The sequence below is a fragment of the Stenotrophomonas sp. 78350_Sma genome (assembly GCF_056482105.1).
This window is the reverse complement of sequence record NZ_CM151182.1, coordinates 1,644,569-1,661,262: the sequence shown is the minus strand read 5'-3', so window position 1 is coordinate 1,661,262 and position 16,694 is coordinate 1,644,569. Positions and strand designations below refer to the sequence as shown.

At 61.8% G+C, this 16,694-nt stretch carries 16 protein-coding genes, 3 tRNA genes and 2 pseudogenes; 6 read left to right on the top strand and 15 right to left on the bottom strand.

The features are described from left to right. Positions 1–30 precede the first annotated feature (30 nt). Together ACZK4H_RS07675 and ACZK4H_RS07670 are read left to right on the top strand one after the other, a co-directional pair. Positions 31–354, top strand: coding sequence for a hypothetical protein (locus ACZK4H_RS07675; RefSeq protein WP_003149844.1), 324 nt, complete (start codon positions 31–33; stop codon positions 352–354). Positions 355–391: 37 nt separating this feature from the next. Beyond that, on the top strand, positions 392–1,282 hold the full coding sequence (locus ACZK4H_RS07670) for a LysR family transcriptional regulator (RefSeq protein ID WP_004350675.1): 891 nt from the start codon (positions 392–394) through the stop codon (positions 1,280–1,282). A 21-nt stretch (positions 1,283–1,303) separates the two neighbouring features. Here ACZK4H_RS07670 and ACZK4H_RS07665 read toward each other — a convergent pair whose 3' ends face one another. Continuing rightward, entirely contained in the window at positions 1,304–1,597 is a 294-nt protein-coding gene (locus tag ACZK4H_RS07665; protein WP_003149846.1) for a helix-turn-helix domain-containing protein, read from the bottom strand. Here ACZK4H_RS07665 and ACZK4H_RS07660 point away from each other — a divergent pair. Further along, on the top strand, positions 1,552–2,373 hold the full coding sequence (locus tag ACZK4H_RS07660) for a substrate-binding domain-containing protein (protein ID WP_428843480.1): 822 nt from the start codon (positions 1,552–1,554) through the stop codon (positions 2,371–2,373). The two genes, ACZK4H_RS07665 and ACZK4H_RS07660, sit on opposite strands and share 46 nt — an antisense overlap. Before the next feature lie 199 nt (positions 2,374–2,572). On the opposite strand, the gene ACZK4H_RS07655 is transcribed toward ACZK4H_RS07660, so the two are convergent. The 3 genes from ACZK4H_RS07655 to ACZK4H_RS07645 all read right to left on the bottom strand — a co-directional run bounded on the left by ACZK4H_RS07655 (position 2,573) and on the right by ACZK4H_RS07645 (position 5,026). Beyond that, positions 2,573–4,507 carry a tyrosine-type recombinase/integrase gene (locus tag ACZK4H_RS07655; protein WP_031657176.1) on the bottom strand — a complete coding sequence of 645 codons (1,935 nt, stop codon included), beginning with the start codon at positions 4,505–4,507 and terminating at the stop codon, positions 2,573–2,575. 225 nt (positions 4,508–4,732) lie between these two features. After that, positions 4,733–4,808, bottom strand: a tRNA-Gly gene (locus ACZK4H_RS07650). A 142-nt stretch (positions 4,809–4,950) separates the two neighbouring features. Next, positions 4,951–5,026: transfer RNA gene (locus ACZK4H_RS07645), tRNA-Gly, on the bottom strand. Between the two features lie 130 nt (positions 5,027–5,156). On the opposite strand from ACZK4H_RS07645, the gene ACZK4H_RS07640 reads away from it, so the two are divergent. Both ACZK4H_RS07640 and ACZK4H_RS07635 read left to right on the top strand, forming a co-directional pair. Then, positions 5,157–5,558, top strand: a complete 402-nt coding sequence (locus ACZK4H_RS07640) for a hypothetical protein (protein ID WP_099552668.1) — start codon at positions 5,157–5,159, stop codon at positions 5,556–5,558. Beyond that, complete coding sequence (locus ACZK4H_RS07635) at positions 5,551–5,979, top strand: hypothetical protein (protein WP_099552669.1); 429 nt, start codon at positions 5,551–5,553, stop codon at positions 5,977–5,979. Before ACZK4H_RS07640 ends, ACZK4H_RS07635 begins: the two co-directional genes overlap by 8 nt. Positions 5,980–6,002: 23 nt before the next feature. Here the strand turns inward: ACZK4H_RS07635 and ACZK4H_RS07630 are convergent, their stop codons facing one another. The 10 genes and pseudogenes from ACZK4H_RS07630 to ACZK4H_RS07585 form a co-directional block, all read right to left on the bottom strand. Further along, positions 6,003–6,917 (bottom strand): HlyD family secretion protein, encoded by a 915-nt coding sequence (locus ACZK4H_RS07630; RefSeq protein WP_099552670.1) that lies wholly within the window; start codon positions 6,915–6,917, stop codon positions 6,003–6,005. Then, a complete protein-coding gene (locus ACZK4H_RS07625; RefSeq protein ID WP_099552671.1) occupies positions 6,914–7,642 on the bottom strand; it encodes an ABC transporter ATP-binding protein in 729 nt (242 codons plus the stop codon). The genes ACZK4H_RS07630 and ACZK4H_RS07625 overlap by 4 nt, the downstream gene beginning before the upstream one ends. A gap of 10 nt (positions 7,643–7,652) precedes the next feature. Further along, on the bottom strand, positions 7,653–8,792 hold the full coding sequence (locus ACZK4H_RS07620; RefSeq protein WP_099552672.1) for an ABC transporter permease: 1,140 nt from the start codon (positions 8,790–8,792) through the stop codon (positions 7,653–7,655). After that, the gene (locus tag ACZK4H_RS07615; RefSeq protein ID WP_099552673.1) at positions 8,789–10,252 is read right to left on the bottom strand and encodes an efflux transporter outer membrane subunit; all 1,464 of its coding nucleotides are present in this window, start codon (positions 10,250–10,252) and stop codon (positions 8,789–8,791) included. The genes ACZK4H_RS07620 and ACZK4H_RS07615 overlap by 4 nt, the downstream gene beginning before the upstream one ends. Positions 10,253–10,857: 605 nt before the next feature. Continuing rightward, positions 10,858–10,933, bottom strand: a tRNA-Gly gene (locus tag ACZK4H_RS07610). A 114-nt stretch (positions 10,934–11,047) separates the two neighbouring features. Beyond that, positions 11,048–11,350 (bottom strand): annotated as a pseudogene (locus ACZK4H_RS07605) (NAD(P)/FAD-dependent oxidoreductase); the annotation flags it as partial. Positions 11,351–11,512: 162 nt separating this feature from the next. Then, a complete protein-coding gene (locus tag ACZK4H_RS07600) occupies positions 11,513–12,511 on the bottom strand; it encodes a type II toxin-antitoxin system VapC family toxin (RefSeq protein WP_197577768.1) in 999 nt (332 codons plus the stop codon). A gap of 200 nt (positions 12,512–12,711) precedes the next feature. Then, the gene (locus ACZK4H_RS07595) at positions 12,712–14,013 is read right to left on the bottom strand and encodes an RES family NAD+ phosphorylase (RefSeq protein ID WP_099552719.1); all 1,302 of its coding nucleotides are present in this window, start codon (positions 14,011–14,013) and stop codon (positions 12,712–12,714) included. Positions 14,014–14,097: 84 nt separating this feature from the next. Beyond that, a complete protein-coding gene (locus tag ACZK4H_RS07590; protein ID WP_239503706.1) occupies positions 14,098–14,466 on the bottom strand; it encodes a PIN domain-containing protein in 369 nt (122 codons plus the stop codon). Positions 14,467–14,506: 40 nt separating this feature from the next. Next, positions 14,507–14,734 (bottom strand): AbrB/MazE/SpoVT family DNA-binding domain-containing protein, encoded by a 228-nt coding sequence (locus ACZK4H_RS07585; protein WP_099552676.1) that lies wholly within the window; start codon positions 14,732–14,734, stop codon positions 14,507–14,509. 365 nt (positions 14,735–15,099) lie between these two features. Between ACZK4H_RS07585 and ACZK4H_RS07580 the strand changes: the two are divergent. Beyond that, positions 15,100–15,516: pseudogene (locus ACZK4H_RS07580) on the top strand (SOS response-associated peptidase family protein); the annotation flags it as partial. 62 nt (positions 15,517–15,578) lie between these two features. Here ACZK4H_RS07580 and ACZK4H_RS07575 read toward each other — a convergent pair. Beyond that, positions 15,579–16,586: a hypothetical protein gene (locus tag ACZK4H_RS07575; RefSeq protein ID WP_143567644.1), complete on the bottom strand. Its 1,008-nt coding sequence runs from the start codon at positions 16,584–16,586 to the stop codon at positions 15,579–15,581. Positions 16,587–16,694 lie beyond the last annotated feature (108 nt).

The window sequence follows — 16,694 nt, the reverse complement described above, 5'->3', positions numbered from 1 at the left end:
CAACCCTTCTGACTGCACCACCGACCGACCATGACCCAAGACACCCAGCGCCCCACATTGAAAGTGATCCTCCACGCACCGACGGCAGAAGCCTTTGAGCGTGCGCGAAGCAATGCAACCAATCTCAAGCGCGCGGCGCCCGATGCCGATGTGCGCATCGTTGCGAACGCGCAAGCCGTCGCCGCCGCCCTGGACACGGCACCTTCCGACCTCGACGCGCTCACCTGGGTATGCCCGAACACACTTTCGCGGATCGGCAGGGACAACAGAGAGCCGCTCGAAGTACTGGACGGGCCTGCTGTTATCGAGATGGCGCGCATGCAGCAAGCGGGATGGATCTACATACGGGCGTAGCACGCGACTGCCGGTTCGGCATGGGGGGGCTGAGACCATGGAATTACGACATCTGCGCTATTTCATGGCCCTGGCTGAAGAGTTGCATTTCACGCGCGCCGCCGAGCGCCTGCACATCGAACAGCCCCCCTTGTCCCGTGCCATCAAAGAACTGGAGGACGAGCTAGGGGTCGTGCTGTTCGACCGGAACCGCCGTGGAACCGTGCTGACGTCGGCGGGTGTTGTCTTTCTTCAAGATATCCGCAGATTGTTCACCGTGCTCGAACAGGCACGCGAAAACGCCCAGGCCGTGGCAGCAGGTTTGCGAGGCAGTCTGCGCATCGCGATTTCCGACGGGGCAATCGATGCTCGCCTGTCGGCATTTCTGGCCCGGTGCCGCGCGGAGGAGCCGGAGATCGAGATACGGCTGTCCGAGGTTCCGCTGGCCGAGCAGTTGCGCGGCCTGCGGTCCGGGGATTTCATGATCGGATTCGCGCATACGGCCGACGTCGGCGACGACATACGGGCTGAGCCCATCTGGCGAGATCCATTGGTCATTGCCGTGCCGGCACGGCACGCACTGCTCGCCCACAAAAAGGTCCCGCTCCAAGAAGTCGGGATCCATCCACTGGTCTTGTGCGATCCCCATGCGTGCGAGGGCTACTGCCGGGAACTGACACGACTGCTGCAGGTGCTTGAGCACAAGTTGAACGTCGTCGAGGAGGTGTCCTCGCTGGACATGATGCTCACCTTGGTCGGTGCTGGTTACGGTATCGGCTTTCTCGCGGCGAGCAAGATTCCGGTTTGCCAACGCCCGGACGTGGTGATCCGTCCCCTGGCCATCGATTCAGCCGTCATCACGACTTACTTGCTGCGGGCCGACAGCAGTGATTTGTCGGCTTCGCTGGAGCGGTTCATCGTTCGCCTACGTGACTCTGCGAGCGGCTGAAGGCCCCGCTGGCAGACACCCTCAAAGATCGGTTTCGGCACGAAGATTGCGCTCGGTGGCCGCCATCAATTCAGCCGCGCTTATCCCAAGTGCTACTGAAATTTTCAGTATGAGGGGCAGCGTGGGCACGTGCTCTCCACGCTCGATCTTGCCCATGTGCGAGCGCGAAATGCCTGCCCGAGATGCGAACTCGTCTTGCGCGACTCCTTGTGCGACGCGCGCAGCGCGCACGGCCTGTCCGAAAGCTGTCGCCGCTGCGGATTCATACGTTGTTGTGCCAGAAGGACGGCCTGGCTGAATGGTTGATTTCTGCATTAGCAGAAGCGTCAAACAATCTGCCAAAATTAACCACGTTAAAGATAACGGCGTTAAACTTCACTCTTGACCACGATGCAAGTTCACCTACTCGGCCAGAACACTTTTTGGGGGCTCGCATGCATGATGCCACCAGCCAGTTTCCCCATCTCAGGCTTGCGATAGCACCTGGGGTGCCATCCTCATGCTTCTCCTCGCTTCTCGCCCTGCAACGCGCGGAAGAGCCGGAAATCACTATCGCGTTCTTTGAGACATCAAGTGACGACCTGGTGACGGGCATTGATGAAGGTCGTTACGACGCAGGAATGTCGCTTCGGGCCGTAAGCGCTCCGTCTCTGAAAAGCCAACCCTTGTGGATCGAGAACATCGCTGTTGCCATGCCATTGTGGTCCCCCTTGCTCGCCCAGACAAAGCTTACGATCGCCGAACTTTTGGACTACCCCGTGTTTCGCTGGCCGGCAGAAAGCTGCTCACTACTGGATCAGCGGCTGTCATCCCTCCCGTCTTTAAGCCGGCAGAGCGTCCAGCATGTGACCTCGTTCGACATGTTGGCGCTATGGGTCGGCGCTGGCTATGGTGTCGGGATCACCGCGCAATCGCGCATCGAGCGCGCTGATGCATGGGGGATCACCGCCCGGCCGCTGGCCGAGGGGCCCTACGAGGTCGTGACTCATCTGCAGCGCCTCAAAGGACGAACTAACGCGGTTTCTGAGCGGTTCGAGCGCAGAGCGATGCAGGTAGCCAAGGATAGTGCAGTCCAATCGAATACCCGATAGCGCGCCCGCGCTGAGCGTTCCCTGATGTGCAGACGCCAGGCGTCCGGCGATCTGCTGGACATGCATGATCGTCTGCTCGATTTCTCGACGGCGCATACCGGCGCCGTGTCCTTCGCTCCCGCACAGCGTGCTGAGCGAACTCATGCAGGCGGTGCAGATGTAGCGCGGGGGCCGTAAGGCCCCCGCGAGGGCTGTAACCCTATGCGCCGTCCAAGGCGACAGCGCTCTCCATCAGCCGGCGAACACTCTGGCGCACCTCTTCGGAGATAGGCCGCGGCGGTACGACCTCGGGAGCATTCGCATGTGGCTCGCTGCCTGCGATGATCTGTACCACCATGCCCAGATTGCTTGGCGTCACGATGTCGATGGCCGCGCGGTCACCCAGGTCGGGATGTGGCTGGGTCAGCATGCGGTAAAGCTCCCATGAATCCGCCTGGGGGTACTGGCGCATGAGCACCTGGGCCAGCTTGTGTTTGAGCGGCACCAGTTGCCAATCGGGAACTCGCTGCCCCCGGTTGCCCAGGCTGATGGAGAGCAGCTTGCCCGCCTTCAACTCGCGGTTGATCTGGTCCTTGGACTTTCCAGCCAACTTGCCGAACAGGGGCACCGGCAGACTGCTCGGCGATTCGTAGATGGCCAGCATTTCCTCGCGCTCGCGCTGGATGGCCGACACCTCGGGTTCTGGCGCATGAGTCGGGGATGGCGGCACCTGCGACAACCGTTGGAAGGTGATGCCCCCTTCGTTCGGCGTCACGACGATGGGGGTGGCCACCACCGGCGGAACGGGAGGCGCAGAGGAAGCTGCAACGATGGCGTCGGGCTTGTCCTCCTCCGCCATGGCCGGTACGCCCTCGATGTGGATAGTGAGGTGCGCGCTGGCCGCTTCGACTTGGCCCTGTTCGAGCAAGTCGAGGCGGTCGGCCCAGTCCTGCATCATCCGGCGGCGCGGTTCCACGTACTTGGCGTGGTTGTAGGCCGAACTCACCTTGTTTGGGTCGGAATGCGAAAGCTGCGCGTCCACCCAAATCTTGGGATAGCCGATCTCGTTGAGTGCCGTCGAGATGGTTCCACGAATACCGTGGCCGGTCAGTTTGTCCTCGTAGCCCATCCGCTTCAAGGCGGCGTTGAGCGTGTTCTCGCTGATGCGCTTCTTGAGTTCGCTGCGGTGCGTCAGCAGGTGGCGCTGGGCGGGCCGCATCACCCCCAGGAGGTAGCGCACGATCTCGATGGCCTGAAGGGACAGCGGCACGATGTAGGGCGGTACGTCCTGCGGCCGCTTCCCCGCTTTGCGCATCTCGTCCTGAAGCTGCTTGACGATCTGCGGGGGGATGATCCAAAGCCCACGGTCGAGGTCGAACTGATCCGGGGTCGCCAGCCGCAGTTCGCCGGTGCGCACGCCGGTCAAGAACAGCAGGCGGATACCGAGCTGGGTTTGCCAGCCGCGCGGGTTGTAGAGCCTGAGCTTCTGGAGGAACTCGGGAAGCTCGGGCAGGTGCAGGTAGGGGTTATGGGTCACCGCGGGCTTGGGCTCGGCCACTACGTCCAGGTCCGTGGCCGGATTGGCCTCCATGCCCTCGACGATGACGAGCGCATAGCGGAATAGCTGCCCCAGCCAGGTCCGGACCTTTTCGGCAGTGGTGAAGGCCTCGCGCTTCTCGATCCGCGCCAGGACGCCCAGGAGTTGCGGCCTGCGAATGTCATAGATCGACATCTGCTTGAGGCTGGGCAGCACGTCTTTCTCGAAGATCCGCTTGATCTGCGACAGTGTGCTGTTCCGGCCTTCCTTGAGTTCCTTGGCGCGGTGCTCGACCCAAGCATCGAAGACTGCCTTGAATGTGTAGTCCGAGGCCAGCTTGACCGCATGCCGTTTCTGCTTGCGGTCGGTGTGGGGGTTGATGCCTTGGGCCAGGAGCGCCCTGGCTTCGTCGCGCAAGGTGCGGGCTTCGCGCAGGCCGATCTCGGGATAGTTGCCCAGGGATATGCGTTTTTGCTTGCCGAGCCAGTAGTAGCGCAGGTGCCACGATTTGCCGCCGGTGGGGGCGACCACCAGGCCGAGGCCATCGGTATCGGGGATGCTGTAGGTTTTCTTGGCGGCCTTGGCTTGCCGCACGGTCAGATCAGAGAGTGCCATCATCAAACTCCTAAGTCGTGAGACTTAGGCTCAATGCTGCTGGTCATCCCGATCCAACCCCAGCAACAACCCGGAACCGGCACCACCCGCATTCTCTGGCCTCAATTTTGGCCTCAAAAACGCTGGCTGTCGGTGGATTTCCGTGGCTTTGGCTGGAATGAAAAAAGGGGCCGAAGCCCCTAATTTCAATGACTTACAGACGTCAGTGGAAGTCTGTAGATCAAAACTTGGAGCGGGAAACGAGACTCGAACTCGCGACCTCAACCTTGGCAAGGTTGCGCTCTACCAACTGAGCTATTCCCGCGTAAGCCACCATGGTACCGGAAATCCGGAACACACACCAGCGATTTCACCTTTCTGACTGCGCGTAAAGCCTTGTGGCCCAACGTGCCCCGCCTTGCCGTGGCGGGAGAAAAACAAGGCCCCTACCGGGGCCCTGTAGAATCTGGAGCGGGAAACGAGACTCGAACTCGCGACCTCAACCTTGGCAAGGTTGCGCTCTACCAACTGAGCTATTCCCGCAGATTCCGTTCGACCTGCGTCGAAGGAGCGCTATTGTGTCCAAATTCCTTCACGCCGTCAACAGTCTTCACATCATGCGGTCACGGGCGTCCGCGCTGGGGTACGCTGCCCCGCCCGGCTCCATTCGCCCATGCTCCTTCGCGGCACGCCCATGTTGATCGCCCTGCTGCTGCATCTGCTGGTGGCCCTGCTGTACTGGGCACTGATACCGCTGGGAATGAACTGGTATCGCGACCATTTCGGCTTTGCTTCACATCGTGACATCGGCCTGGGCATCGCCCAGTTCTATCTGTTCTGGATGTTCATTGGCGCCCAGCCGCTGATCGCAGTGCTGCGGCCGCTGTTCGCCAAGCTGCTGGTGCTGGCGATACCCCTGGCGTTCGCGAGCTGGACACTGATGCACAACCACCCGCTGCGCCTGCTGTACTTCACCGTCGGGCCCGGCTTGCTGGCACTGGCCGCGATCGCCACATCCGTGTGCCTTGCATCACGTAGCCGCTTGCCCAACACCCCGGACACCGCCGATGCCTAGACGCTACATCCGCCTGTTCTGGCTGCTGGTCGCGCTCACCTGGCTGGCGCTGATCGCCGCACTGGTCAATGCCGGCTTCACCCCGGACTACTGGCTGCTGCATCGCCTGGAAGGCGCCGAGCTGCCCTACCCGACCAGCACCGTCATCGTGTTCGCGCTACTGGGAACGGTCGAGCTGGTGGTGGCTGCCTTGATCGTGCGGCCCTGGAAACTGAAGCGGCTGTGGTTGCGCCTGCTGATCGCCTTCGCGCTGCTGCTGGCGTGGTCGGTACCGTGGATGCTGTCGGCAATGCACCAGCCGCCCGTACACGGCATGCACATGCTGTGGTTGCTGCTGCTGGACGTGGGCCTGCTGCTGGCGCTGTGCCTGGTGTCGGCGGTGAGCGCATGGCGGGCACTCAGGCGTCGAAAGGGCCCCTAGACGGCCCGACCCCAACGCCAGGCTTACTTCCGGAACTCCACCCGCACATGCTGGCCGAAGCGCGCCTTGGCCTCGCCATCGAACTCCAGCACGCATTCCACCACCTTGGCTACGCCACGCCCTGCATCTTCAGGCAGGCGGGCCTGCGCAAACACCGGGCTGATGCGCACCACGCGTGCCGATGGCAGCGTGCTGGTGTTCTCGGCACCATCGCTGTCCGGCACCACGGTGGCCTGCATGCCGACCTGCACGGCGTCCGCATAGGCGGCGCTGAGTTCGGCACGCACCTGCAGCGGGCGCGCCGGCAACAACGAGATCGCCGGCTTGCCAGCCTGCACGAAGGCACCGAGTCCCGGGACCTGGCCGACCACGGTGCCGGCTTCCGGCGCACTCAGCGACATCTGCTGCAGTTTCAGCTTGGCGTGTTCCAGTTTGTGCTGGGCCATGTCGACCTGCGCACCGGCCACGTCGACGTCAGCATGCAAGCCGGCCAACTGCTGCTTGGCCGCATCGGCCTGCTGGTTGGACGACACGCCTTCGCTGGCGCCGGTAGACAGGCGGGTGGCGTTGCGCTCCAGTTCGCGCAGCTGCGCCTGGCTGCCCTTCAGGCGGTCATTGGCCAGCGTCAGATCCGCGGTGGCCATCGCCACCTCCTGCTGCAGCAGGGCGCCATCCAGCGACAACAACAGCTGCCCCTTCTTCACCGTGGCGCCTTCCTTCACCGGTGCGGCAGTGATCGAGCCATCCACCGGCGGTGCCAGCGCGATCAGGCCACCCTCGACGTCGATGATGCCGCGCGCGACCGCGACCTTGCCGGCGGTGGCAGCGCTGGCCTTACCTGCAGGTGCTTGGGCAGGCGCGTCCCTGGAACAGGCGCCGAGCAGCAGTGCCGCGGACAGGGCCAGGCTGAGGGGAAGCAGGTGCGACGTCTTGGTCATGGGGCGGACTCTACAGTTTCGTTCTGGCGGCGGTCATCACGGACCATGCCGTCTTCCATGGCGATCACCCGATCGGCATGCCGGATCAGGCGCGGATCGTGGCTCACGCACAGCACGGTGGCGCCATGCGCACGTGCGTAGCGATGCAGGATGTCGATCACGCGCTGGCCGTTCTCGGCGTCCAGCGCGCTGGTGGGTTCGTCGGCGAAGATCAGCGTCGGCGACTTGGCGAAGGCGCGCGCAACGGCTACACGCTGCTTCTCACCGCCGGACAACTGCGCCGGTCGCATGTGGCTGCGATGGCTGAGGCCCACTTCTTCCAGCGCCTTGCGGGCCAGCGGCTCGCTTTCGCGATTGCTCATGCCGCGGTAGCCCAGCGGCAGCTGTACCTGCTCCAGCGCGGTCAGTGCCGGGAACAGGTTGAAGCCCTGGAACACGAACCCGACATGGTGCAGGCGGAAACGCTCCACTTCGCTGCGGCTCATGTGGCCCACATCCTGGCCGAGTGCATGCACGCGACCACCATCGGGTGCGGACAGGCCGGACAGCAGCGACAACAGCGTGCTCTTGCCGCAGCCGGACGGGCCGGATACCAGGGTCAGCTCGCCGGGATAGACGTCCAGTGACAGGCCACGCAGCACCGGCACCTGCACATCGCCGGACATGAAACCCTTTTCCAGTGCGTCGGCCTGCAGGGTCGGGGCGACAGCGCGAGTAGAAGTCATCGGCCGGCCCTCAACGCAGCAGCAACGATGGATCGGAGCGGACGACACTGCGTACCGCCATGATGCTGGAGAGCATGGCCATCACCGCGACCAGCGCCACGCAGCCGAAGATCACCATCGGCGTCAGCTGCACCGGTACGCGCTGGGTCTGCGCGATCAACAGCACCACGGTGCTGAAGGCTGCCGCCAGCAACATGCCCACGCCGCCGATCAGCAAGGCCTGCTCGAACACCACGCGCGCCAGCGCATAGCGACCCGCACCGAGTGCATTGAGCGTGGCGTACTCGCGCACCGAGCCGGCCACCACCGAGGCGAACGACTGGTTGGTGATCACCGCACCGACGAAGCAGACGATCACGGCCATGAACAACACCGCGATACCCGCGCCGGTATCGAACAGCCAGTGCTGCTGCGAGCGGCTGGCGAATTCCGGCGCGGTCCAGAACTCGACCGGTGTGGCCTGGCCCATCGACGCCGCCAGTCGATCACGCACGCGGTCGGCCAGGTCCGGCGAGCGCAGGCCGGCCACGAAATAGGTACTGCCCTCATGCGGGTCAGTGCCGGCGATGGCACGCGCGGTGTCGAGCGAAGCCAGCACGTTGACGCCACCAAGGCCACGCAGGCCGGGCTGCGCGGCAACCACACGCACGGCCTTGCCGTTGATCCAGGCACGATTGTTCTGCAGATCCACGCCCAGCGTATCCAGGTCGGCGCTGTCCACGATCACGGCGCCCGGTTCGCGCAGCTGTGCACGCAGGTCGGCGGGCAGGATGTGCGCGAACATCATCGCGTCGTCGCGGGTGGAGATGCCGGACAGATACACCGACACGTTGCCCGTACCCTGCGCGCTGGAGCGCCATTCGCCATCAACCCACTCATAGGGTTCGACGCGGGAGACATCCGGATCCATGCGCAGGTGGCTTTCGACGTCGGCGCTGATTGCATGGCCGTAGTTGACGCTCTGGGTGCCGGGGAAACCGGCCCATATATCAGCCGACGATGCTTTCACGTAGATCGCCGCGGTGCCGAAGATGCCCAGCACCAGTGCAGCCTGCACGATCAACAGCACGCCGGCGAAACACATCGCCAGCACTACCGGCAGGAACCGGCGCCACTCGTAGGCCAGGGTCTTGCGGGCCAACGCGATCATTGCTGTTCGCCCTCACCCTCGACCGGCAGCGGTGCGCCGCCAAGCGCGCGGTACAGCGACGCAAAGGCGAGCACGCGTGCGCCCTGCGCACCGATCAGGTCGGCCTGCGAGGCCAGCGCGGCACGCTGCGTGTCCAGCCCGTCGAATTCGCTGGACAGGCCCAGCTGCACCTGCCGCGCCTGGCGCTTGACCTGCTGTCCGGCTGCATCGTTGGCCGCGCGCAGCGACTGGATGCTGCTGTCCTGGCGTGCAAGGCTGCCGAGCGCACCTTCCACTTCGCTCACGCCTTCCAGCACGGCCTTGCGGTAGCCGAGCAATGCGGCGTCCAGTTGCTTCTCATCGGCATGGAAACGCGCGCGGCGTTGGCCCCAGTCCCACAGTGGAATATCGACGTACGGGCCGATCGACGGACTGGAATCGGAATTGGAGCGGGCGTTCTGGGTGAGGTTGTAGGCGTACAGGATCGAACCACCCAGGCTGATCCGCGGATACATCGCAGCGCGCGCCGCGCCCTTGCTGGCCGCGGCCTGCATCACCTCCGATTCGGCCAGCAGGATCTGCGGACGGTGGCGCAGCAGATCAGCGGGTACCTGCTGCAGCGAGAACGTGCCCAGCTTCGGCGGCGTGCGGTAGGCGCGCCAGGCCGGGTCCGGACCGTCACGGCCCAGCAGCAATGCCAGCGCGCGGGCCGCGTTGTCGGCGTTTTCCCGAGCCTGTGCGATTGCGGCGCGGGTGGCGGCCTGGCGTGCACGCAGGCGATCCAGCTCGCCCGGCTCATCCAGGCGCAGGCGCTGGCGGACCAGGGCCAACTGTTCGCCACGGTCATCCACGGCCTGCTGCTTGGCCAGCAGGTCCTGCTGGGCCTGTGCCACGGTCAGGTCCAGATAGCTGCGCACCACGTCGGCAATCACCGCCACCTGCGCGGCATTGCGCAGCGCCTCGGCATTGCCGGCCGAGGCCTGCGCGCTCAGCTGCGCACTCTCGGCGGCGCCGAACAGGCCCAGGTCCCAGATCGCTTCAATGCCGGCATGGAAGTAGGTATCCACTGCGGCGGCGTCCTGCACCTGCTTGGCGCTGGCCGAGATTTCCGGCAGGAAACGCGAGTCGGACGTACCGGCGACGATGCGTACGGCCTGCAGGCGAAGCGTCGCCTGCTGCAGGTCCAGGTTGCCGGCGACCGCCTGATCGACCAGGCCATCCAGCGCCGGGGCGGACAGCACTTTCCACCACTGCCTGGCATCCACCGCCACGCCCTGCCCCTGCGGCACCTGGGTCCAGGTACTGGGCGTGCGGTCAGGCAGGTCCGGCACCGGCACCGACATGCAGCCAGCCAGGGCCAGGCTTGCCAACAACGCGCCAGGGCGCAGCACTGCATGCAGGGAGAGTCCGCGCCCGGTCCTGGGCACTGCCACTGGAGTGATACGCCTGACCACCAGCCCGCCAACGTGTAGAAGGAGCATGAAGGCTACCGTGCGATTGTGGAGCGAACATGGAGAAATCGTCCGAAAAAGGTCACAGCACGCGTGCGGTTCAGGCAACGCCGACCCAGTCTTTCACTACGCTTTCAATGCGTTCCCGGCACGGAACACTGGACGACTTTTACGGCGTATTGCACATTGCAGCACTGTCCTGCTTCGATGCTGCCCGACCGTGAAACACCCCCGCCACCGGCTGCTGATTGGCTCGATCACGACAGCGACTGTCGGTGTGATCGTGCTCGTCCTGACCACCCCACTGGTCTCGAACGCCCTGCAGCTACGGATGGAGCGCAGCAACTTCATCCCCGGTGAATCCTCGATCTTCACCTTCGAGCCGTATGCCATCAACCAGGGCTCGTCGAACTACTGGTTGTACGGGAAGGACCGGAGCTACTACTACCACTTCACCTACGAAGATGACGTTCCCTACGTCTACATTCCGCAGGACAACCGCTGCCCTGGTTTCGACCGGCAGGATGCCCGGACCTGGTGCAGCGCCCTGCCCGGCAAGCCACGCCAGCGCGGCAGTGGTGCAACCGAAGTGACAAACGAAAAACGCCCCCTTGCGGGAGCGTTCTTCTTGAATCTGGAGCGGGAAACGAGACTCGAACTCGCGACCTCAACCTTGGCAAGGTTGCGCTCTACCAACTGAGCTATTCCCGCAGATTCCGTTCGACCTGCGTCGAAGGAGCGCTATTGTGTCGATATTGCTGCACGGCGTCAACAGGAATTTTCACCGCGGCAAGAGGACGGCGTTCAGGCCGCTGCCTGCTCTCTTCACGTGCGCAGGCCACGGCGGTGGAAGTAGGCCTGCTCGGCGAGGCGCCGCGTGGCCGCCGTGTGCAGCATTGCGTTGAGCGGCCAGTCGGCCTGCAGATGATCCATCGCCCAACGCAGCAGGCGCTTGCCATGGAATGCCGGCGCTACCTGCCGCGCCACTCGTTCCGCTTCCGGCCCTTGCCCACGCAGATGCCGTGCAATCGCCTCGCCGACCGCCCAGCCATGCCGCCATGAGGAGTGGATGCCCCCCCCGGCGGACAGCGGCGAGACGGTGCCCGCCGCGTCGCCGGTCGATTCGACGGAGTGATGTTGGAAAGTTCAGCCCATGCGGTAGCGACGCCGGTGCGTGAGCACTGGGCGTCGCTAAAGCAAAGTCGGGCGGCCGAGGTCGCTGTTTCATTGCGTAAGAGCATTGTGGGTCCGCTGATGGCTCCACCATCTGAGGTGACGCTGGCGAGGAATCTAGGTTCCACCCATCACAAGTTCGAGGAGATCTTCAATGGCTCCTTCGCCTCCTCGAACTTTGACGGCTTTAGCGCTTTGAAAAGGAGCTTCTGCATGGCAGCGATCTGCGAAATGAACAAAATTCTTGTCGGCAGAGACAACCACATCAGCGTCCAGTAGATAGGTTGCAAGTGCACAATCGCCCGGGGTTCCAGGAGTAACCTTGTGCCACGCCATTAGAAACTCGAAGGCTCCTCTCATCCACTGCCTTGGAACATTGCGAGCGTCAAGTTCGTGATACCAAAGACGGTTCATGGATTCTCGATCATTCAGCATAGACATAACGTCCACCTCGTTGTCCAACCACTCCCGATAGGGACTGGCATAGATCTCGAGCTCTGCACCGAAAACGTACAGACTGGGAGCCCGCCAGTAGTCCACCGGCGTGCCATTCCAACCTCGTACGTCAAACTTCGGCTCGTGCGCAATTTGCTGTAGATGCGTATGGCCAAGGTTCTGGTTAGAGCTTTTGACCCTATCGCGGACCTCAACTGCTTCGAGCCGAGCGAGCTTAAGCTCTTCTTCTGCCCGCATGCTCTCGTCCGTGACTGGGTCGGGGATGCTTTTTGCAGCTCGCTCCCAGAATCCGCCCGACCTTCTTACCCAGTCGTAGCGAAGTCGATTCACCTCGATGAAGGTCGGATTCGAGATTGCCCATTGCGGTCGTAGCCGTTTGATCTCGGCCTTCATTTCCAGACACTCACTGTAGGCCTCTGGCATAAGCCGCTTCCAGCCGGGCCGCGTAACAAGTTTTAAGACTGCCTGCCGTCTTTTGACGTCAGGTATTCTCTTGAGCTCCTCCACCACGGTAGGCGAAACAAGAATTTCGGTAGCCGCTTCCCTTGCGGCTCGACTTAGCGCATCGCCCATGTTCAGTTCAGAGGCGTAGCTCCATACATTTGTGTCGAGCAGGATTCGCCTTCTTTTTTTCATTTCACCACCACTCCAGCGTTGCATCTCACTCGACTACATACGCCGAAGGGCGATGCAGAAGCTATGTCAAAATTTCAGGCGCGGTCAGCATAGCGCTCGCTTTCCATGCGCAGGATGCATGAGCGCCGTCCAACAGGGTAAGAAAGTGCCCGGCGCGCTGGAAAGCGCGAGTGGAGGAAAAGGATGAGGCCCGTTGCCCGCTAGGCGACCTCGGCTCTTGCTCACTAACTGGGCTCATCGCGATCGAACCCCAAGCGCTTACGTGTCAGGTCGCACATGAACAAGTCGTAGCTGTGGCGATACTCACGAGCTCGGGTCTCGATCGCCATGACCTTGTGGAAGCGGATGGAGCCGGCCACCACCGCCAGCTTCGCGGGTGGATAGAACGGAGTTTCCACCGGCACGGCCACTTGGGCAGGACCGTCTGCCGGGTCAGCATCGGCTGGCGGCTCATAGGAGAGTCGGCAGGCTTCGGGAAACACCACGATGTTGGTGCCCGCCTCGCCCGTTTGCACGGAAGGAAACACCAACCCGTCCACCTGGTCGCCAAAGCGCACCTGCAGGTATTCGAAGACCACCTGAGTGGACAGATAACTCAGCTCATCATGGCGCGCCTTCGGTCGGGACATCTTCTTGACCAATGAACCTAGGAAAACCTTTCTATGCCATGCCTCACGGAACCCCTCATCCAGCAGCGTGAGCGGCGGCGGTTCGAGACGGTCCAGAGCGGTCAGATCCAGAAGCTTTAGTTCGCCGTTGGGCGTCAAGGCGGCGCTGACGACGTGGTCCCCGGTGATGGAGCGGATCTCGCTCAAGCAGGTCCCCCGTTCCAATGCACAGTAGAGGGCAGAAATGCCATTCGGGGTCATGCGCTGGCTGCTGGCAAGATACTTTGGGGTGGTTCCGAACTGACCAGCAGGATTGGCGACAATGTCTTCAGCTTGTTTCTGAGTCTGCGCAAGCCTTGCACGGTAGAGCAGATCGCCGTTGGCGAGGGTCCGAACCACCTCTGGCTTGAGTGCACCGCCATCGGTGACCAATAGCGAGAACACGGACCCCAGGAATCTGCCAGCCTCCGCATTGAAGAAGCGGTGCCTGTGACGGACATTCTCGACGAATGATTCCCAGCGTTCCTCGTAGAAGTTGCGCTCCAAGGACCCGTCATCCCCGAAGAAATGCCTGTCACACCCAGTCTCGTCATCGGTTCGAATATGGTCGGGCATAGCTGCCAGTAGCTGTTCGATGTACGGCTCTTCTCCTAAGTTGCACCATTCGGAGAGAACGATATCGGCCTCGGTCAGTGGAATGGAGTCCGATCCGCCTTCATACAACATGTTCAGCTCGAAGTCGGACATGTCATCCTTGGTGGCGACGTTTTCCAGAACGCGAGCGTAGATGTACTCGAACAACCGCTGAGGCGCTATGGTGGAGCCAGTGCGATTGCAGTACTCGCAGTCACCTTCCTGCCCATATGTCTCGAACAGCTTCTTGAGTGGGGCCGGTGTTACGCAATCGATGCAGATCATAGGTACGTCCTGTGCCTCGCTATCCTTGGCCATCCCGATCTGTGACGGCCTTTGTTCTTGTTCTTTACGGTGTCGCAGGAAGCGTCACGCAAACGGATCCCTGAAGGTCAGGCTCTCTTCCAGAATGAGACCGTGGACGCCCTCAGTGTACAGAGAGCGGCAGCCTTCGATGGTGGCGGTGGCCGCAACGGAGGCATCACAAAACGACAGGCCATGCCAATCTGCAATTCTGCGCGCCAGGTCGTGAGCTTCCATGGTCATGGGCACGACATCGCACAGAGCCTTCACCTCATCCAGGAACTGCCCCACCTCACTCCAGGTCATGCGTAGCTCGTCACGGCAGACATGCGCAACTTCATTGAGGACCTGCACACTGATCACAGGCCGCCTTGCAATGAGCGCTTCTGCGCTCCCTGCCCTAGACGCGTCCGCGGACATCAGATTGAGGATCACGCTGCTGTCGACAAAGAACCTGGGCAATCCCACTTCGGACCTACCCATTTGACTCGTCCCGGCAAAACTTGAAGTCGGCCGGCAGTTTGCCGCGGAACCGGCGCAGGCGCGCCAGTAGCTCGTCGGCACCGGACTTCTTGCTGATGGCGAACGTGCGCGGCGAATCGACCACGACTTCAATGTCATCGCCTTCACGCAACTCAAGCACTTCGACGACACTGGCGGGCAGCCGGATGGCTAGGCTGTTGCCCCACTTGGCCACTTGCACGAAACATACCTCTTTGCCGGATATACAAAAAGACAAGTGTATATCCAGGAAATGACGTAGCAAGCAAAAGATCGTGCGCCGAAGCGTTCAGTCACTCAGGCGCGCAGAGGCAGGATACGGCATCCTGCGACTCAGGCTCTCTGGGGCACAAGCTCCGGCGTACTCGAGTACACGACGAGGCGGGTCGAACCGCGCGTCAGGGCGACATAGAGGTGCCGTGCATCCATGTTCTCCGGGTTGGGGATCATCGCCACCTCGGCCTCCAGCCCGAGTTTGTCCGGCTGTATTGGGAGCGCTCGCAAGGCAGTGACGCGAAAATCCCCAAAGGGATGGATGTCCCCTTCATCACGGCCAGCCAGACCCAGGATGGCTCCATCAGTGGCACGTATAACGCTCGCAGCGACAACCTGGAGCGTTTCTGGAAGAGCCAGTTCGGTTTCACGCATGGTCTGATCATCGCCGATACGTTCTATGAGAACGTCACCCGGGACGACGGCACCAGCCAAGTTGTGCAGTTCAGTCCGCGCACTGGCGAGCCGATGCTGATCGCCTGCCTATGGTCCCGGCGGAATGGGCCCGACGAAGAGCTGTTGTCCTTCGCCGCCATAACTGATGAGCCGGAGCCTGAGGTGGCCGCAGTCGGCCACGACAGGACCATCATCAACATCAAGCCTAAGCACGTGCAGCGCTGGCTCAATACAGATCCGCGGAATCTGCCCGCGCTTTACGAAATTCTTGATGATCGGCAGCACCCGTACTACGAGCATCGACTAGCCGCCTGACAGCAATGTCGCGACGGCTATCGCCAAAGCCTTTGCGCCGGGCACAGTCAAGTCGGCCGGATTTACGGAAGCGTAACGCCTACGACGGCTGCTGCCGCCTTGAAAACCTTGTAGGCGTCGGAAGATGAGCCAAGCGTCTGGACTGTAGTCGCAATACCACCCAGCATGGTGCGCACTGTCAGTTTGTTCGGCTTTTCCTTCTCGACTTCAGTGATGGTGGTCCGGACCAGTTCTCTCACGTCCTCCCGCTCGTCCGCAGGAAGATTCGACTTAGCCAGTTCAGCAAGAACGGCCTCAAGGGCACTTTTCAACTCTGCGAACTGGCTCTGATCCGCAGTCTGCTGAACATGTGCCACGGCATTGGCACCGGTTTGAACAGAGGCTACGGGAGCATGGAAAATGTAGGTATGGCTTGCGGGTGCAGCAGGAGCCGGTATAGGTGATGGTGATGGTGATGGTGATGGTGATGGTGCAGCCGCCGGTCGAGAGCGCGTTGACATGATTTCGTCTTGCCAAACGTCAAAATCAATTCCCTTGCAGAAGAGGATCATTCCACCCAGACCCCTCGTGCGATGTTGGATGTACGACTTCTCGCTCAGATCTTCTATGACCTCTTCCAATTCCTGCTGGTAGTCGGCCAATCTCTTCTTGGTAGCCGTCTGGAACGCGTGGGCAAGTTCGTAGATTTGCAGCATGCGCCCATCGGGAAGCTCATTCAATTTCTTGAAGATCAGCTTACTGATCTGATTGCGGATAACCTCACTTGAAGGACCAAGCCGCGCAGAATCATCACCCAGCTTCTCCTCAACAATCAACCCTCGTGCAGGATCCACTCTCACGTCCAAGCAGCCTGCTTCCGCAAGTTGGAGCCAGCGATGAGCCACATACAACGGAGGGGCTGATACGCCAGGCATGTCGCTCGGATACTTGGATTGAGCCATCAAGACGGTCTCTCTCCAAGCAAGAAAGTTCGACACCCCAGAAAATTTGGAATCCAGTTGCCGAATCGCTGCATCGAAGTCAGCCTGTCCCTCTGCCAATCCATTCAGCCAATCCAAATTATTGCTCACCAACAATCTCCTAATTCACTCAACGCGGCTCAGCCGGTGTCAGTTATCCTTTCGAGGAATGCTTGTTGTAACTACGGGGTCGTGGAGAGGGGCGGAGTCGACCTGCGA